Below are 17,475 nucleotides of genomic sequence, written 5' to 3'. Positions count from 1 at the left end.
GCGTTTCATCCTATCGGCAATTGAATAATAAACTCGGCCCCACGGCCGTTAGGTTGTCGGTACATGACACAACCTCCGAGTTGTTGACAGATTTCCTGAGTAATCGCGAGCCCAAGCCCGGTTCCAGGTAGTTTACGGGTGTCGCTACTGTCAGCTTGAGAAAAACGTTGAAACAGTCGGTCTTGAAATTCAGGTGCGACACCTTGACCACGATCGCGTACCAGAATGTGGATATTGGTATCCTGTTGTTGCACCTTGATGGTTATCGCTTCGCCTTGCGGAGAAAATTTAATCGCATTAGAGAGTAGGTTACTCAATGCTTGAATCAAACGCTGCCCATCAACATTGACTTGTACGGCGGGCCAGCTTCCAGAGTATTGCAGCACAACATTATGCTGATGAGCATAACTGCTTAAGGAATCGATGGTTTCATCCAGTAAAGGACCAAGAGGTTGTTTTAAAAAAGTCATCGGCATTTTGCCTGCAACCAATTTTTCCATGTCGAGTAAATCGTTAATCAAGGTCGTTAAACGTTGAGCATTACGCTCAGCGGTGACTAATAGGGCTTGTGCTTTATCAGAAACGGAGCCAACCGCACCTCCGGCAAGTAAATTGAGTGAACCTTTAATTGATGTTAGTGGCGTGCGCAGTTCGTGGCTGACCGTTGAGATAAATTGATCTTTCATTTTATCAAGCTTACGGCGCTCGGTAATATCTTCAATCAATGACCAAATTACTGTGCGACCATCTTGCTCTTTGCTTAACATGCCTTGTAAGCGAACGGGATAGCGACTGCCATCTTTACGAATGTATTCTTTTTCAAATGGGCCGTAGCGTCCCGTGGTGTTCAAGTTGGCGAGTGCTTGCTTTTCGAGTGGTTGATATTCTTGAGGCGTAATATCCCAATAGCTAAGGGCGACAAATTCTTCGCGAGTATAACCAGTAGGGGCAATCAGTGCATTATTCAGATCCAGAAACTGGCCGGTTTCGAAATCGTTAAGTGCGATACCAATCGGTGAAAAATCGAATAAACTGCGCAATCTCGCTTCATTTCTTTCGGTGGTTTGGCGCGCTTGTTCTTGCTCGTGGATATCGTGTAAATAGCCGTGCCATAATACACTGCCATCGCTTAATCTTTCTGGCTTGGCTTGCCCAGCAAACCAGCGGTAATCTTGACCTTGGTAGCGGACTCGATAAGTTGCTTGCCAATATTCTAAAGTATTCGCGGAATGCTCAATAGAGTCACTAATTCCTTGCAAATCGTCAGGATGGATTCGTTCAAAAGCTGGGCTAGCATCTTGCGCGGCGTGTTCAGGTGTAATGCCATAGAGATCGAGAATTTGTGGTGAGCTAAAAGGGAAGGTGATTTTACCATTAGCAAAGCGTTGAAATTGATAGACGACCCCCGGAAGCTGGGCGGTTAACTTACCAAGTCGCTCATTACTGATCTCCTCCGCTTGGATTAACGCTTCAACGGTGGCGGCCAAATCTTTGAGCATCGAACGCTGCTTGTTTGAAAATGATCGCGGCTGGCTATCGATTAAACAGAGTGTGCCAATCCGATAACCTTTGGTTGAGTGTAATGGAGCACCAGCGTAAAAACGAATATCAGGAGCGCCCATGACCAAGGGATTATCGCAAAACCGTTGATCCACCAGTGCATTTTCAATCACAAATACTTCGCTATTTAAAATAGCGTGGCCACAAAATGAAATCTCTCTTGGGGTTTGCTGTGCATCAAGCCCTTGACGAGATTTAAACCATTGACGATCTCGGTCAACCAGAGAGATGAGTGCGATCGGGACAGAAAAAATCTGCTGCGCGAGACGCGTAATACGATCAAAGCGAGCTTCGGAGCCATTGTTGAGTAAGCCGGTTTGATCCAGTGTTTTCTGACGTTCGCTTTCTTCCTCAGGAAGAGGTGGTATTTGCATTAGTCATCCTTAATCATTCGAGATCGCCTCTGGCGTAGCCAAGCAAACTCGATTGCGCCCACGGTTTTTGGCCAGATATAGCGCTTGATCGGCACGGTTGAGCAGTGTTTCGGCGTCATCGTTAGGAAATTGCTGACTATCGACAATGCCTGCTGATATTGTGCAGGAAAATCGTTGCTGACCACCGCTAAATTGAATCGCTGAAAAATCTTGCCTTAAACCATTCACCATTTTTTCTGCCTGCTGAAGATCACAATGGAGAAGAATCAGCATAAACTCCTCACCACCGTAGCGACCGAGCTTATCTGTACGGCGAAAGCGTTGTTTTAATAAAGTTCCAGTCGTGGCAATAACCACATCACCGACCGAATGACCATAGGTATCGTTAACCCGTTTAAAGTGGTCAATATCAAGCATAACCACACAATAACCTTGCGCTTGCCTTTGAGATATAAGCCACTGATTATGTAAGGCTTCTTTAATGCTGGCGTGCTTTAATAGCTGAGTTAACCCATCTTGAGTTCGCGCTTGTTCTCGTTCACGGAGTTGCTGTACTCGTGCTCGACACAGTTTGATCAGTAGGGTGATGTCGATAGGTTTAGTCAATAATCCATCGGCGCCAGTGATTAACAGATCGGCTTCTGCTGTATTATCTGATTGAAGTGCGAGATAAATAATCGGTAGTTGACGCCAGCGGTCGGATTGCCTTAATAAAGTCGCTATTTCTACTCCCGAGACATCAGGAAAGCTTAGGCTGATGAGTATTATTTCAGGGTTAAACTCACTCATGGTTTCAAATAAGGATTCTGGGCGTTCAATCGCTATCACTTCCATATCAGCGTTTTTAAGCGCGGTTTGATAAACCTCTACCAAGTCGTGATTATCTTCAATCAATAAAATACGCTCTGGACAAGCTTGTTCTGTATTGGTTAGTTCAATGATATGCGAAGAGAGTTTCAGTATGTCTAAGGGTTTTACAAAGTAAGCTTGCCCACCACTGCGCAAAGCTTTTAAACGAGCAGAAAAGCTTTCTTCGACGCCCATAAATAATCGTGGACAGGAAAAAGCGTTGAGATATTGCTTCCAAAAAGCGACCGGTTCGGACTTGAGTGCTTCTGTTTGTCCTGCGTTATGATCAATCAAAAGTAAATCTGGCGACTCAGAAGTGTGATGCTCAAGTTCATCAGCATCTTTTAAGTGCTTAACACGAAAGCCAAAGCTTTCTAGTTGCTGCATGGTGTATTCGGCGAGGATGATATCGCGTTCAATTAACCACACCTTTGGTTTTTCGATTAGTGTCTCAGCGTTAGGTGTCGAAAAGCTCACCGCGGTTTTTGGTTCTGTATCTGAATCAACGATGATCGCTAGTTGTTTGACCCATTCGAGAACAGCTAAGGGGTGTCGGTCGGTACGTTTTTTTGCTAGCTCTTGTTGGACTTGTTGCTCAAATAATCGTGCTTGTCGACCCAGTTGATTGAAACCAAAGGTGCCAGCCGAGCCAGCTAGGGTATGTAATGTTGAATGCAACTGTTCAAGATAGGCCGTATCATCAGGTTTACTGGTTATCTGTTTGGCGAGAAATCGAAGCTGTTCTAGTTCGGAATCGAGGCGTTTTGAATAGGCAAGCTTTAAGGCTTCTAAGCGAGTAGTTAGCGAGCTCGGCGGTGATGAGTTACTCATTAAATAATGCCCAAATTTTGATGATATCGTCAGCCAGTGTCATTGGGTCGAAAGGTTTAGAAATGACCTCTATCGCGCCAAGCTGTTTATAACGTTCAATTTCCTCAGGGTGGACTTTCGCGGTCATAAATACAATAGCAATGGATTGATTGACATCTCCCTGCTGGATCAGCCTCTGTAGTGTTTCTGGCCCATCCATATCGGGCATCATGACATCTAATAGCAGCATTTGTGGCGCAAAGTCGCTAATGTCTCGTAAAGCTTGTGCGCCTGAATCACAAGCTTTTACCGTCAGACCTCCAACATCGACCAGCGCAATGGTGGCAATTTCGCGGATATCTGGATCGTCTTCGACATACAAAATACGTTCGAGTTGTTGCAAAAAGAGTCTCCTCACGGTTTAGCCAATGATTTAATGGCATCCACTTCTTTTTATTGGTTTCGATGAGTCGATGAACGATTTATTTATCATTGTTCTAACTTATGATCTCTGCGCGTTTATTCTCATCATGACTTTGTTAGGTTTTGGCTACAGAGTGCTTCATTTTACGTGTAATATAATTATCTTAGACGGCTATGTCGCTCGTTTCCAATCTCAAGAAACGATTTGTTGGCTTTCTTGAGCGATTGACGTCACGTTGCTGTATTAAGGCCGTTCGTCAACAGATATAGGCGAGAAGTTCATCACGCTAGCTGCGTCATTTTTTTATATCAGTTAATCGAGTAATGCACATGATTCATATTATTACCGGAAGTACCTTGGGCGGGGCTGAGTACGTAGGCGATCACATTAGTGACGTATTGCAGCAAGCGGGGCTTGATACTCAGATTCATAACCAGCCCGTATTGGCGGATATTCCAGCGCAAGGTACATGGCTTATTGTGACCTCAACTCATGGTGCTGGAGATTATCCTGATAATATTCAGCCTTTTATTAATGATCTTCAGCAAACGCCACCGAATACTCAGCAGTTGTCTTACGCGGTGGTTGCGATTGGTGATTCAAGTTATGACACCTTTTGTGCGGCGGGAAAACACGCTGATGATTTATTGGAAGACATTGGCGCAACACCGATTGCAGATTGCTTAACGATTGATATTCAGCACCATCCTGTACCTGAAGATGCAGTTGAAGAGTGGTTAAGTGAATTTATTCAGCGTGTGGCGAAGTAACCTGAACCTGTAAAGTAAGTTAGTCGGCGGATTGAACGTGCGCGCATTTACGATTTGCGCATAAGTGTTTAGTGCCGCTGGCAAATTTTTTCTCTACCAGTAATGGGAATCCACAAACTTGGCATTGTCCTGCTAATGGTGGCTGATTGACGGCAAATTTGCATTTTGGGAAGGCATCACAGGCATAAAAGGCTTTGCCAAACCGAGATTGACGTTCGATCAGATGGCCTTGGTGACATTCTGGACAAACCAAGTGACTCGTATGGTTTTCTTTTGGTGTGTTTGCGGTTGGTGACTCGATATGGTGACAGATTGGATAGTTACTGCAACCGATAAACATGCCGTAGCGTCCTTGGCGTAGCACCAGTTCATGTTGACACTCTGGGCAAGCGACACCGAGTGGTTTGACAATGTGTCCATCGTTGTGATGCAAGGGTTTGATATAGTCACACTGGGGGTAGTGCTCACAGCCTAAGAATGGGCCAAGTTTAGCGCGGCGAAGCTGTAGGGCTCCGCCACACTTGGGACATGGTTGATGGTTAAGGGCTTGTTCATGAGCCGAAAATAGCGATGGATCGATCGAATTGCTCATAGTGGCTTAATGTAAAATACCTTGTTCTTTGCTGTACAGTAGCTCTTCCATCAAAGTGTAGGCATTTTCATTGCCGGGAACATTAAACAGCACCATTAAAATGATCCATTTTAGGTCATCGAGTTCGAATTCGTTGGTTTCTAAGCCCATGACTCGATCAATAACCATTTCTCTGGTATCAGAGGTTAATACTTTTATTTGCTCTAAAAACAGTAAGAATCCACGTGCTTCAATGTCCAAACGTTCCATTTCTTGGGCGGTAAACATTCGCATCGACGTGGTTGCGCTGGTGGCGATGGCAGAGTGAGTATCCGTTTGTTGCAACGCTGCCAGCTCTTCGAGCCAATGTAGTGCTTTGTAAATATCTGGTTGATGAAAGCCTGCTCTTAACAATTCATCTTCGAGCTCGTCTTGATCCACCTGCAATTCAGCATCGCTATGGATATACGTCTCAAATAGATACATCAAAATATCCATCATCATAGCTTGCCTCTCCCCTTACGAATATAGCCACCGGAAACGGCAACAACATGGCCTAAAAGCTCTAACTCTAGTAGCTGCATCATGACTTCTTGCACGGGGATATGGGTCCGTTGTGCCAGAATATCAACTGGTGTCGCTTCTACTCCTACGTTAGCTAACAGCTCGGGAAATGGCAATTGTTCTTCATCATTTGGGCAACAAAAAAGTTCACCTTGTGTGCTAGAGGGTGAATCTTTGCACCAATTGAGCAGGTTTTCTACTTCTGCCAAAATATCCTCAACAGTCTGTACGAGACAGGCACCTTGACGGATCAACTGATTACTGCCTTGGCTATTGGTACTCGTGATCGGGCCGGGAATCACAAAAACGTCTCGTCCTTGTTCTATTGCATAGCGGGCGGTGATTAATGAGCCGCTTTTTTCAGCGGCTTCTACAACCAACACCCCAAGAGATAAGCCACTGATAATGCGATTGCGTCGTGGAAAATGTTCGGCACGCGGTGGTGTATTAGGACGAAACTCAGAAATTAATGCGCCATTATCTTTGATCCGCTCCGCAAGCGTTTTATGCCGTGTGGGATAAATACAATTCAGTCCAGAGCCTAATACTGCGAGGGTTGCTCCCCCAGCTTTCAGCGCCCCATCATGCGCATAACCATCAATGCCTAAAGCCAGTCCACTGGTGATCACTATATTGTGCGCGGCTAATTCACCAGCAAATTGTTGAGCGATATGTTGATTATCAATCGTCGCATTACGACTGCCGACAATAGCGATTTGAGGTTGTTTTAACCAGTGCCGTTGTCCTTCAACAAACAGTACTTTGGGGGGCGAGGGAATTTCACGCAATAACGGAGGATAATTGACTTCATCATAGAGAGGGATGATATGACGCTGTGCAGCTTGTTGTTGCCAGATTAAACACTGTTCAACGTCCTTCTTACCTTGGTTAAGCAGATAATCCACTTGTTGAGCGGTTAATCCCAGAGCCAGCCATTGTTGGGCGGTGTAACCCGCAAGGTTAGTCAATGCATCACGACTCAGTAATCGGCTTAAGTTTTTTTGGGTTAACTTAGGCGTAAAACTGAGTGCGAGCCAGATGGTTAAATCGTGTTGGTCGGTTGGCATCACTGTGCTATGGGTGAAGTGAGCTGAACGTCGATGTCGCGCTATCCGATACCTCGGGAGGTAGGATCACTATCTGATTATCAATCGCGGCTTGGCTACTGGTGATCAGAGCTAGACTCATGGTGGGATAAGGACGAATGACCATGAGAGTACCGACTTTTTTCGCTGGTAACGTAATGACTTGACTGGCGCGCTGTGCTTTGTCGGTATATTGCTCCCCCTTTTGGTAAACCGTTTGGCCGGCTTGATAAAGTTCAAACATGCTGCCTTGTTCTAGGCCCTCTTCTCGCCCATGGTCGATAACCACCACATGGTGCTTCGCTGCGTATTGACTACCTTCCAACGTGCCGAGTAGCCTAGGGCGCGCATCATGTGGTGCTGGGCGAGGGAAAAAAGTTGTACTTAATGGTAATGATTCCAAGCTGATTTCTGGCAAAGCGATATCGTTTGCACGGATCTCTTGATTGAGCTCATCAATGGCTAAGGTTGTCATTGAGGGGGTACTTTCAACCAGATGTGCGGTCGCCAAGCGACGTAGAGCTCGCATAGAGTGGTTGGCACGTTGAAACTCGTTCATGGGACGATAGATACCCCAATGTTGCGCCTCATGTTGACCTTCAAGGTATAGCGCATCCGTTTGACTCAGGTATTGCTTGCCTTGATTTGAGCCAAGAATGCGTAACTGGTCGTTCAACTCTTGGGAGGGAATCAGTCTATCAGCCAGTAAGTAAGGCAGCAGTAACGCTTCTTCGACCGTTGTGAGGGGCGGTTTTTCGAGTACTCGTGCTTGTGGGCTGAGTTTGATCATCGGTTTAAGGCTTAATGTCGGTTGACCGTCGCGCCAGATTAACGTCAGTTGATCGCCAGGATAAATTAAATGCGGATTACTTATCTCAGGATTTGCTTGCCACAGACGTGGCCATAACCAAGGGCTATCTAAATACAGGGCAGAAATCCCCCACAGTGTATCGCCTTTAACTACCGTATAAGTCCGTGGTGCTGAGTCTTTGATGCTTAACGGAGCAGAAGAGGCTAATGCATTGATGGATAAGCAGAGAGCGGCTAAACCTAGTGCGCTAAACCGTAGCCACAGAGAGCGATATCGAGTCATTAATACGGTCATCACCTGACTTCCTTGCTGGATGAATGAGAAAAGGTTTGTGAGAAATATGGCAGGATGCTGTCATTTAGGTCATAAAATGTCTAGAATTGACCCAACCAGCGTTAAGCTGTTTCGGCACAGTTCAATTTTTCGAGTGTATATGTCTGTATTACAAGTATTAACATTCCCTGATGATCGTCTTCGCACCGTTGCCAAGCCGGTTGAAAAGATCACGCCAGAGATCCAAAAAATCGTTGATGACATGCTAGAAACCATGTACGACGAAGAGGGTATCGGGCTTGCTGCGACTCAAGTCGATATTCATCAACGTATTGTGGTGATTGATGTTTCGGATAGCCGAGATCAACCCATGGTGCTAATTAACCCGCAAATTATTGAAAAGCGCGGTGAAGATGGTATCGAAGAAGGTTGCTTATCGGTGCCTGGATCGCGAGCTTTAGTGCCTCGTGCTGCTGAGGTGACTGTAAAAGCGCTTAATCGCGATGGCGAAGAGTATACCTTTGAGGCTGATGATTTATTGGCTATCTGCGTTCAGCATGAGCTGGACCACTTAGAAGGTAAGCTATTTGTTGATTACTTATCGCCATTAAAGCGTAAGCGTATCAAAGAGAAGTTAGAAAAGATTAAGCGTTTCAACGAGAAACGAAATTAATGCAATAGAGAGGTCAGCGTGAACCAATCATTACGTATTGTGTTTGCAGGAACTCCGGATTTCGCCGCCCGTCACTTGGCGGCGTTGTTGTCTTCGGAGCATGAGGTTATCGCGGTTTATACTCCGCCCGATCGACCTGCCGGACGCGGTAAAAAACTCACCGCCAGCCCAGTTAAACAGATGGCGCTTGAGCAAAATATCCCTGTGTATCAGCCAGAGAATTTCAAAAGCGACGAAGCAAAACAGACCTTGGCTGATCTTAATGCCGATGTGATGGTAGTGGTGGCTTACAGTTTGTTATTACCGAAAGCTGTGCTTGATATCCCTAAATTGGGTTGTATTAATGTTCATGGCTCAATTTTACCTCGCTGGCGTGGCGCAGCGCCGATTCAGCGCTCGATTTGGGCCGGTGACAGTGAAACTGGCGTCACCATCATGCAGATGGATGTTGGTTTAGATACCGGTGATATGCTGAGTATCGTTCGCTTACCGATAGAAGCCAGTGATACCAGCGCTTCAATGTATGACAAATTAGCTGAGCTTGGCCCACAGGCTTTGGTTGCTTGCCTTGATAAATTAGCTTTAGGCCAACTTAGCCCAGAAAAGCAAGACGATGCTTTGGCAAATTACGCCCAGAAGCTGAGTAAAGAAGAAGCGAAAATCGATTGGACACAAGAGGCGACGTTCATTGAGCGTTGTGTGCGAGCCTTTAACCCTTGGCCAATCAGCCATTTTGATGTCGCTGATAACACGATTAAAGTCTGGCAAAGCCGTGTCGATGAGCGCGAGTCTACTCATGCCCCCGGTACCATTATTCAAGCGGATAAATCGGGCATTTATGTGGCGACAGGCCGTGGTGTGTTAGTGCTAGAGCAAATCCAAGTGCCGGGTAAAAAAGCCATGCCAGTACAAGATATTCTTAATGCTCGCGCCAGTTGGTTTGCGGTGGGCATCCAACTTAGCTAAACCTTTACGAGGGCAGAGATGCCCTAATTGATTTTCTTTTTAATGTGGTATTACTCATGAATGTTCGCGCAGCTGCGGCCAATGTTTTATTCCAAGTGGTCGATAAAGGTCACTCTCTGTCACACGCTTTGCCTGCGGCGCAAAAAACCATCCGTCCCCGCGATCATGCTTTATTACAAGAGATTTGCTACGGGGCATTACGTTATTTGCCTCGTTTAGAGTCGATAGCCGGCCAGTTAATGGATAATCCATTAAAAGGTAAAAAGCGCGTCTTTCATCATCTGATCTTAGTCGGTTTGTATCAGTTGAGCTATATGCGTATTCCTTCCCATGCCGCAGTGGCGGAAACGGTGGAAGCCACCAAAACTTTGCGTGGTCCAAGTTTAAGTGGTCTGATCAATGCCGTACTGCGCAGCTATTTACGCGATCAAGAAGCCCTTGATGCTTTTGCTGTTAGCCATAATGCAGGATTATATGCGCACCCAAGTTGGTTATTGAAACTACTGCAAGAGGCTTATCCTCAGCAATGGCAAACCATCATTGAAGCCAACAATAGTAAAGCACCGATGTGGCTGCGGGTTAATCGCCAGCATCATAGCCGTGAAGCATACCTTGCACTGCTCGATAATGAGCAGATCGAATACACCGTACATCCACAGGCGGCAGACGCGATTAAGCTCGCGAGTCCGTGTGATGTTACTTTATTGCCCGGTTTTGATCGTGGTTGGGTGTCAGTGCAAGATGCCGCCGCTCAGTTAGCAATAGATTATTTACAACCGCAAGATGGTGAGCTGATTTTAGATTGCTGCGCGGCACCGGGCGGAAAAACAGCGCATATTTTAGAGCATACTCAAGATACTGAAGTAGTGGCGATCGACAGCGATGCGGCACGTTTGGAGCGAGTCTACGATAATTTAGAACGTCTGCAACTGCGCGCGGATGTGATTTGCGGCGATGCACGCTACCCAGAAGAGTGGTGGCAAGGTGAGCAGTTTGATCGTATCTTGCTCGATGCGCCTTGTTCGGCAACGGGAGTGATTCGTCGTCATCCGGATATTAAATGGTTACGCCGCGCCAGTGATATTGAGGCTTTAGCTGAGCTACAGAGTGAAATTCTCGATGCGATGTGGAAGCAACTTAAAATCGGCGGCACTTTAGTCTACGCAACGTGCTCAATTACTCCGCAAGAAAACAGCCAGCAAATCAAAGCTTTCTTGGCGCGAACGCCTAAGGCACAGCTGATCGACTCTGATCCCGAGCAGCCGGGCAGACAAATTTTGCCTGGTGAGCAGGACATGGACGGCTTCTACTATGCGGTGTTGCGCAAGCAAGCCTAGTCATAGATAGAGGCTAGCGGCTGTTGAGCGTTAATTAATACAATTAGCGCTTAATTTTTATCATCCGTTGGATTACGTGAAGACAAGAGAGTAGGGTATGAAAATCATCATTCTTGGTGCTGGACAAGTGGGTGGCACGCTAGCAGAAAACTTGGTCGGCGAAAATAATGATATTACCGTTGTTGACCGTAATCCCGAACGGTTGCGTGAATTACAAGATAAATACGATTTGCGAGTGATTAATGGCCATGCTAGCCATCCGAGTGTGCTACGTGAAGCGGGTGCACAAGATGCCGATATGTTAGTGGCCGTGACCAATACAGATGAAACGAATATGGCTGCCTGCCAAGTCGCATTTACTTTATTTAACACCCCAAATCGAGTGGCGCGAATTCGTTCTCCTGAGTACTTGTTAGAAAAAGAGGCACTGTTTCAATCGGGCGCGGTGCCTGTTGATCATCTGATCGCTCCAGAAGAGCTGGTAACCAGTTATATTGAGCGTTTAGTTCAGTATCCCGGTGCGTTGCAGGTAGTCAGTTTTGCCGAAGAAAAAGTCAGCTTAGTGGCGGTAAAAGCCTATTATGGCGGCCCGTTAGTGGGCAATGCATTATCGGCATTACGCGAGCATATGCCACATATTGATACTCGTGTGGCGGCGATTTTTAGACAAGGTAGACCGATTCGACCGCAAGGTACGACGATCATTGAAGCTGACGATGAAGTTTTTTTCGTCGCTGCGAGCAACCACATTCGTGCAGTCATGAGTGAGCTACAACGGTTAGAAAAACCGTATCGACGGATCATGATTGTTGGTGGCGGTAATATTGGCGCGAGTCTAGCCAAACGTTTAGAACATACCTATAGCGTGAAACTTATCGAGCGTAATTATCAACGGGCGGAGCAACTGTCTGAAGAGCTCGAAAACACGATTGTATTTTGTGGCGATGCGGCGGACCAAGAGCTATTGTCGGAAGAAAATATCGATCAAGTGGATGTATTTATTGCCCTAACCAACGAAGATGAAACCAATATTATGTCCGCCATGCTAGCAAAACGCATGGGCGCGAAAAAAGTCATGGTGTTGATTCAGCGTGGCGCTTACGTCGATTTAGTGCAAGGAGGCGTGATTGATGTGGCGATCTCGCCTCAACAAGCGACCATCTCGGCGTTATTGACTCATGTGCGTCGTGCGGACATTGTTAATGTCTCTTCATTACGGCGCGGCGCAGCAGAAGCGATTGAAGCGATTGCTCACGGTGATGAAACCACCTCTAAAGTGGTCGGACGCACGGTGGGAGAAATACGCTTGCCACCGGGGACGACCATTGGAGCGATTGTCCGTGGTGAAGAAGTGCTGATTGCCCATGATCGCACCGTGATTGAACAAGATGATCACGTGGTGATGTTCTTGGTCGATAAAAAATACGTGCCTGACGTGGAAAGCTTATTCCAGCCAAGCCCTTTCTTTTTATAGTTATAGGTATTTGGCGTTATGTTGAATATACGCCCGATTTTATTCGTGGTAGGGCTGGTGCTGTCAAAGCTAGCGCTATTTATGTATGTCCCGACATTGGTGGCCTTTTTTACTGGCACTGAAGGGTTTATCGATTTTGCGCAAGCGCTAGTGATCACCCATCTTGCGTCGTTTGCTTGTTTGAGTATTGGCCGCTCCGCTGTATTTCGTCTGAATGCCCGAGATATGTTTTTGATCACCAGTTTGGTTTGGACGATTGCCAGTGCCTTTGCGGCATTACCGTTTGTGTTCATCAACCACATCAGCTTTACCGACGCTTATTTTGAAACCATGTCAGGTCTCACTACCACGGGTTCTACGGTGCTCAGTGGCTTGGATTCTATGGCCCCGAGCATTCTACTCTGGCGCTCTATTTTACAATGGCTAGGCGGCGTTGGTTTTATCGTCATGGCGGTGGCGGTATTGCCAATGCTTAACGTTGGCGGGATGCGTCTGTTCCAGACTGAATCATCCGATTGGTCCGATAAAAGCAGTCCCCGCGCTAAAACGGTAGCGAAAAATATTGTCGGGGTTTACTTGGTGTTAACCGGGCTGTGTATCCTCAGCTACTTATTGACGGGCATGGGATGGTTTGATGCTATTAATCATGCGTTCACGACTTTATCGACCGGAGGTTATTCAACCTCTGATGGCTCAATGAACCATTTCTCTCATGGTGCTCACTGGGTAGCGATTGTGTTTATGTTTTTGGGTGGGTTGCCTTTCCTATTATTTATTGCCGCCCTTCGTAAGCGTAGCCTGCAAACGGTCATTCAAGATGCCCAAGTACGCGGCTTTTTCCTATTATTTATGATCACCAGTTTAGTGATTGCGCTATGGCTAACCATACATAATGGCTACTCGTTATTAGATGCACTGCGCGTGGCGATGTTCAATATTGTCTCGGTAGTGACCACCACAGGATTTGGACTGGATGATTTTACGGCGTGGGGGGCCTTCCCTGCGACGTTATTCGCTTTTTTGATGGTCTCCGGGGCGTGCTCCGGATCCACCTCCGGTGGGATAAAAGTCTTTCGTTTTCAAATCGGCTTTGCCTTGCTCAATAAACAAATGCTGAAACTGGTTCATCCGTCGGGTGTGTTTGTGCAGCGCTATAATCAGCGGCCGGTTAATGAAGATATTGTGCGTTCCGTCGTCGCCTTTGGTTTGGCATTTTTTATTACCATTATTTTGCTTGCTGGTGCGTTATCGGCGATGGGGTTGGATGCCGTAACCAGTATTTCTGGAGCGATCACGGCCGTCGCGAATGTGGGTCCAGGTATGGGCAATGTGATTGGCCCAAGTGGCAATTTTGCCCCGTTACCCGATGCAGCGAAGTGGCTGCTCAGTATTGGTATGCTGATGGGGCGATTGGAAATATTGACGATTTTAGTGCTATTTTTTCCCGCTTTTTGGCGACGGTAGAGGAGTCTATCCTTCGCTGTGTGTTTATGATGCTGGCACATAAAAATAAATCGCTAAAAAGTGGCAAGCGCAGCCGACCAAAACAAACACATGCCAAATCGCATGATGGTAAGGGATGCGCTTAGCAACATAAAAAATAACGCCCAATGAATAAATCAACCCGCCTAATGCCAACAGCAATAAGCCCCCTAAAGGTAAATTAGCGGTTAGTTGATAAATCACGATCAACGATAACCAGCCCATGCTCAAATAGCTAAACAGCGAAAAGCGTTTAAAGCGCTGCATGAACGCGATTTTCATGATGATCCCCGCCAGCGCAATCGACCAAATGATCACCATTAAACCTATCGCTAAAGGCGTACGTAAGCTGACCAATAAAAAAGGTGTATAACTGCCAGCGATCAACAGATAAATCGCGCAGTGGTCAAAAACTTTCAACCCCTGTTTGATTTTTTGATCAGAAACCGCATGGTACAAGGTAGAGGCAAGAAACAGCACAATCATGCTACTACCATACAGAGCCATACTGGTAATGGTTAGCGGATCGGCTTCATAAGCCAGAGCCTTATTGAGCAATAGAATCAAACCAATAACCCCCATCAATAGGCCAATCGCGTGGCTGATGGTGTTGGCGATCTCTTCTTTATAAGGATAAGTATCTGTTGCCATGGTCTCTTTACCCATTAATGTATTTATTATTCGATTATCGCACATTAAGCGTACACGTGTAAGTTGGTTTTTTGTTAGTAAAAATGTTGGTTAACTATCGATCAATGGTTGAGTTGGTGCTAATCTATTATTGATATGCAAACATATCGTCATCCCTAAATAATTATTTGGATTGGCACTGCCAGAATGAGCCACTTTTTAGCCATTATTGGATAAAGATTAACTCATAATTATTTAGGCTATACCATTGGCAATGGATATGCCTGACCGTTAGGTAAGTTAATGCGCCCAACAGCTGTCAGGTTTTCGCACACTAACCGTAGTGCAATGCGCCGTCGTAGTGGTTTTACTACTGCATTGGTTGCAAAAAAAATCGCGTCTGCACCGACTCTTGTCGAACAACGTGCGTTTATCGCATCGAATGAAACAAAAGTGGTCCAGGCCGCTTAAGTTAAAAAGCGCAGCTTATTTTCTGCGCTTTTTTTTGTCTGTTGCGCTCCCTTTTTTGTCGCTCGCCACGGTTTTTTTTCATCGATGGCATCATGGCTACTGACCTTGCGCCGATGGTGCTATCTCTCCGATTAACTCGCTTACCCTTCCCCTTTGGATTGTTTGCCAGAAGGCAATTTGCTACCTTTAGTGAAAAACCATCATAACCATATGGAGACGAGCATGAAATGCCATCGCGTTGAAGAGTTATTAGCCTTATTAGAGCCAGAATGGCACAAGCAATCTGAATTGAATTTGGTCCAGTTTATTGGATTATTAGCTCAAGAGGCTGGTTACCAAGGTAATCTGAGTGAGTTAACCGATGATGTACTGATTTATCATTTGAAAATGCGTAATAGCAGTAAAGATGAAGTGATCCCAGGCCTTAAAAAAGACTACGAAGATGATTTTAAAACGGCGATCCTACGTGCGCGTGGTATCTTGCCTGAATAAACGAAGGATTAGCGAACGATGCCTTGGTTCTTCCTGGGTATAAGCTGATTGACACGATCTCACTATGGCAAGGAGCTCAGTAATGATCTCCTTTATGCAATGACGCAAGCGACTTTTCATTTCGATGCACTGACTCCGGATTTAATTTGGTACGCACTAGAAAGCATCGGCGTGCGTGCTGAATCAGGTTTTTTAGCCCTCAATAGCTATGAAAACCGAGTCTATCAATTTACTGACGAAGAGAGTCGACGTTTTGTCGTTAAGTTCTATCGACCACAACGTTGGACGGAGCAGCAAATCCAAGAGGAGCACGATTTCGCTTTAGAACTCGCTGCGGCAGAAATCCCATTAGCGCCCCCTTTAGTGATCAATGGCAACAGCTTACATTACTATCAAGGTTACTATTTTGCGCTGTTTACTAGCATGGGAGGACGCCAGTTTGAAGTGGATAATCCGCAGCAGCTAGAGTGGGTGGGACGTTTTTTAGGGCGAATCCATAAAATAGGGGGCAGTAAAACCTTTATTCATCGCCCGAGCTTAGGTTTAGAAGAGTATTTATATCAACCGAAACGAGTCTTAGAACAAGCTTCGTTTATTCCATCACATTTACAAAATGCTTTTTTTAATGATCTCAATTTGTTAATAGAGCGTATCGAGCAATATTGGCAACCCACACTGAGCCCCATTCGCCTGCATGGTGATTGCCATCCCGGCAATATTTTATGGCGAGATGGGCCAATGTTTGTCGATTTAGATGACGCGCGTAATGGGCCTGCGGTGCAAGATTTATGGATGCTGCTTAGTGGCGATCGGCAGGATAAGCTTGTTCAGTTGGATATTTTGCTGGAAGGTTATCAAGAGTTTTGTGATTTTAATCCCCAGCAATTGAAACTTATTGAGCCATTGCGTGGTCTACGCATGGTGCATTATATGGCCTGGTTGGCCAAACGCTGGCATGATCCGGCGTTTCCACTCGCTTTCCCATGGTTCAATGATCCAAAATATTGGGAAGGTCAAGTGCTTGCGTTTAAAGAGCAGTTATCTGCCTTAGAAGAACCGTCTCTATCACTGATGCCAAATTGGTAACTTGCCTCATCAAAGGAATAATGGAGTTTAATCATGAAAAAGCTGTTTGCACTGGTTGCAACCCTAATCTTAAGTCTTTCGGCTCATGCCGCTCAGTTTAAAGAGGGAGTGCACTACAAAGTGCTTGATTTACCCAAGGCTAGCCAGCCTAGTGTCAGTGAATACTTTTCGTTTTACTGCCCGCATTGCTATTCGTTTGAGCCGATCATTAAACAGCTTAAAGAACAGTTGCCAGCAGAGGTTCGATTACAAAAAAATCACGTCTCCTTCATGGGCGGTAATATGGGCAAATCAATGAGTAAAGCGTACGCGACGATGCTGGCTTTAAACGTTGAAGAGCAAATGTTGCCAGTGATGTTTAATCGTATTCATAATCAACGTAAAGCACCGAAAAACGATCAAGAGTTACGTCAAATATTCACCGATGAAGGGATCGATGGCGCAAAGTTTGATGCTGCGTTCAATGGTTTTGCGGTCGATTCGATGGTACGTCGTTTTGATAAACAGTTCCAAGATAGCGGTTTAACTGGTGTACCTGCGGTGGTGGTGAACAACCGTTACCTAGTGCAAGCTCAGGGCATCAAAACCGTTGATGAGTATTTTGAGCTAGTCAACTTTTTGTTAACGCAGTAATTATTTGTTAACGCAGTAATTTTTCAGGCATCTCACATTGTTGTTGGTCAAGCGAATCATGCATTGCTGAAGAGCCATGCATGATTTTTTTATACACAACCCAACGGTGTCATTTAGCCATATTTTCCGATTATTGAGTC

Annotated in this window: 18 protein-coding genes; 10 read left to right on the top strand and 8 right to left on the bottom strand. The window is 45.8% G+C overall.

Translation table 11 applies throughout. The annotated features are described in order from the left end of the window. Positions 1-5: 5 nt before the first annotated feature. The 3 genes from FKN88_RS15635 to FKN88_RS15625 are packed head-to-tail and all read right to left on the bottom strand — an operon-like array spanning position 6 to position 3,996. Complete coding sequence (locus FKN88_RS15635; protein ID WP_154169681.1) at positions 6-1,934, bottom strand: ATP-binding protein; 1,929 nt, start codon at positions 1,932-1,934, stop codon at positions 6-8. 9 nt (positions 1,935-1,943) lie between these two features. Further along, positions 1,944-3,614 (bottom strand): diguanylate cyclase, encoded by a 1,671-nt coding sequence (locus tag FKN88_RS15630; RefSeq protein WP_306687667.1) that lies wholly within the window; start codon positions 3,612-3,614, stop codon positions 1,944-1,946. Then, positions 3,607-3,996 carry a response regulator gene (locus tag FKN88_RS15625; RefSeq protein WP_154169677.1) on the bottom strand — a complete coding sequence of 130 codons (390 nt, stop codon included), beginning with the start codon at positions 3,994-3,996 and terminating at the stop codon, positions 3,607-3,609. Before FKN88_RS15625 ends, FKN88_RS15630 begins: the two co-directional genes overlap by 8 nt. Before the next feature lie 350 nt (positions 3,997-4,346). On the opposite strand from FKN88_RS15625, the gene mioC reads away from it, so the two are divergent. Beyond that, positions 4,347-4,787: an FMN-binding protein MioC gene (gene mioC / locus FKN88_RS15620; RefSeq protein ID WP_040905787.1), complete on the top strand. Its 441-nt coding sequence runs from the start codon at positions 4,347-4,349 to the stop codon at positions 4,785-4,787. 19 nt (positions 4,788-4,806) lie between these two features. On the opposite strand, the gene FKN88_RS15615 is transcribed toward mioC, so the two are convergent. The 4 genes from FKN88_RS15615 to FKN88_RS15600 are packed head-to-tail and all read right to left on the bottom strand — an operon-like array spanning position 4,807 to position 8,112. Next, positions 4,807-5,379 (bottom strand): type I DNA topoisomerase, encoded by a 573-nt coding sequence (locus tag FKN88_RS15615; RefSeq protein WP_154169675.1) that lies wholly within the window; start codon positions 5,377-5,379, stop codon positions 4,807-4,809. A gap of 6 nt (positions 5,380-5,385) precedes the next feature. Next, positions 5,386-5,862 (bottom strand): DUF494 family protein, encoded by a 477-nt coding sequence (locus FKN88_RS15610; RefSeq protein ID WP_154169673.1) that lies wholly within the window; start codon positions 5,860-5,862, stop codon positions 5,386-5,388. Beyond that, positions 5,859-6,989 (bottom strand): DNA-processing protein DprA, encoded by a 1,131-nt coding sequence (dprA, locus tag FKN88_RS15605; protein WP_187985339.1) that lies wholly within the window; start codon positions 6,987-6,989, stop codon positions 5,859-5,861. Before dprA ends, FKN88_RS15610 begins: the two co-directional genes overlap by 4 nt. 7 nt (positions 6,990-6,996) lie before the next feature. After that, on the bottom strand, positions 6,997-8,112 hold the full coding sequence (locus FKN88_RS15600) for a LysM peptidoglycan-binding domain-containing protein (RefSeq protein ID WP_306687670.1): 1,116 nt from the start codon (positions 8,110-8,112) through the stop codon (positions 6,997-6,999). 139 nt (positions 8,113-8,251) lie between these two features. On the opposite strand from FKN88_RS15600, the gene def reads away from it, so the two are divergent. The 5 genes from def to FKN88_RS15575 all read left to right on the top strand — a co-directional run bounded on the left by def (position 8,252) and on the right by FKN88_RS15575 (position 14,005). Beyond that, positions 8,252-8,764 carry a peptide deformylase gene (gene def / locus FKN88_RS15595; RefSeq protein ID WP_306687669.1) on the top strand — a complete coding sequence of 171 codons (513 nt, stop codon included), beginning with the start codon at positions 8,252-8,254 and terminating at the stop codon, positions 8,762-8,764. An 18-nt stretch (positions 8,765-8,782) separates the two neighbouring features. Beyond that, positions 8,783-9,730 (top strand): methionyl-tRNA formyltransferase, encoded by a 948-nt coding sequence (gene fmt, locus FKN88_RS15590; protein ID WP_306687666.1) that lies wholly within the window; start codon positions 8,783-8,785, stop codon positions 9,728-9,730. Between the two features lie 56 nt (positions 9,731-9,786). Next, a complete protein-coding gene (gene rsmB, locus FKN88_RS15585; RefSeq protein WP_004397571.1) occupies positions 9,787-11,067 on the top strand; it encodes a 16S rRNA (cytosine(967)-C(5))-methyltransferase RsmB in 1,281 nt (426 codons plus the stop codon). A 97-nt stretch (positions 11,068-11,164) separates the two neighbouring features. Next, complete coding sequence (gene trkA, locus FKN88_RS15580) at positions 11,165-12,541, top strand: Trk system potassium transporter TrkA (RefSeq protein ID WP_004397573.1); 1,377 nt, start codon at positions 11,165-11,167, stop codon at positions 12,539-12,541. Between the two features lie 18 nt (positions 12,542-12,559). Next, positions 12,560-14,005, top strand: a complete 1,446-nt coding sequence (locus tag FKN88_RS15575; protein WP_004397575.1) for a TrkH family potassium uptake protein — start codon at positions 12,560-12,562, stop codon at positions 14,003-14,005. A 24-nt stretch (positions 14,006-14,029) separates the two neighbouring features. Here the strand turns inward: FKN88_RS15575 and FKN88_RS15570 are convergent, their stop codons facing one another. Further along, the gene (locus tag FKN88_RS15570) at positions 14,030-14,674 is read right to left on the bottom strand and encodes a hemolysin III family protein (protein WP_154169667.1); all 645 of its coding nucleotides are present in this window, start codon (positions 14,672-14,674) and stop codon (positions 14,030-14,032) included. Positions 14,675-14,956: 282 nt separating this feature from the next. On the opposite strand from FKN88_RS15570, the gene FKN88_RS15565 reads away from it, so the two are divergent. From FKN88_RS15565 to FKN88_RS15550, 4 genes are all read left to right on the top strand, one after another. Continuing rightward, a complete protein-coding gene (locus tag FKN88_RS15565; RefSeq protein ID WP_110168332.1) occupies positions 14,957-15,124 on the top strand; it encodes a hypothetical protein in 168 nt (55 codons plus the stop codon). Positions 15,125-15,346: 222 nt separating this feature from the next. Next, positions 15,347-15,616, top strand: coding sequence for a YihD family protein (locus FKN88_RS15560; protein WP_004397581.1), 270 nt, complete (start codon positions 15,347-15,349; stop codon positions 15,614-15,616). 99 nt (positions 15,617-15,715) lie between these two features. Beyond that, positions 15,716-16,702: a serine/threonine protein kinase gene (locus FKN88_RS15555; protein ID WP_154170720.1), complete on the top strand. Its 987-nt coding sequence runs from the start codon at positions 15,716-15,718 to the stop codon at positions 16,700-16,702. A 33-nt stretch (positions 16,703-16,735) separates the two neighbouring features. Further along, positions 16,736-17,335: a thiol:disulfide interchange protein DsbA/DsbL gene (locus FKN88_RS15550; protein WP_154169665.1), complete on the top strand. Its 600-nt coding sequence runs from the start codon at positions 16,736-16,738 to the stop codon at positions 17,333-17,335. Positions 17,336-17,475 lie beyond the last annotated feature (140 nt).

It is taken from the genome of Vibrio sp. 2017_1457_13 (assembly GCF_030851525.1).
Taxonomy (GTDB): domain Bacteria; phylum Pseudomonadota; class Gammaproteobacteria; order Enterobacterales; family Vibrionaceae; genus Vibrio; species Vibrio metschnikovii.
The sequence above is the reverse complement of the archived record's forward strand: the minus strand, read 5'-3'. Positions and strand labels throughout refer to the sequence as shown.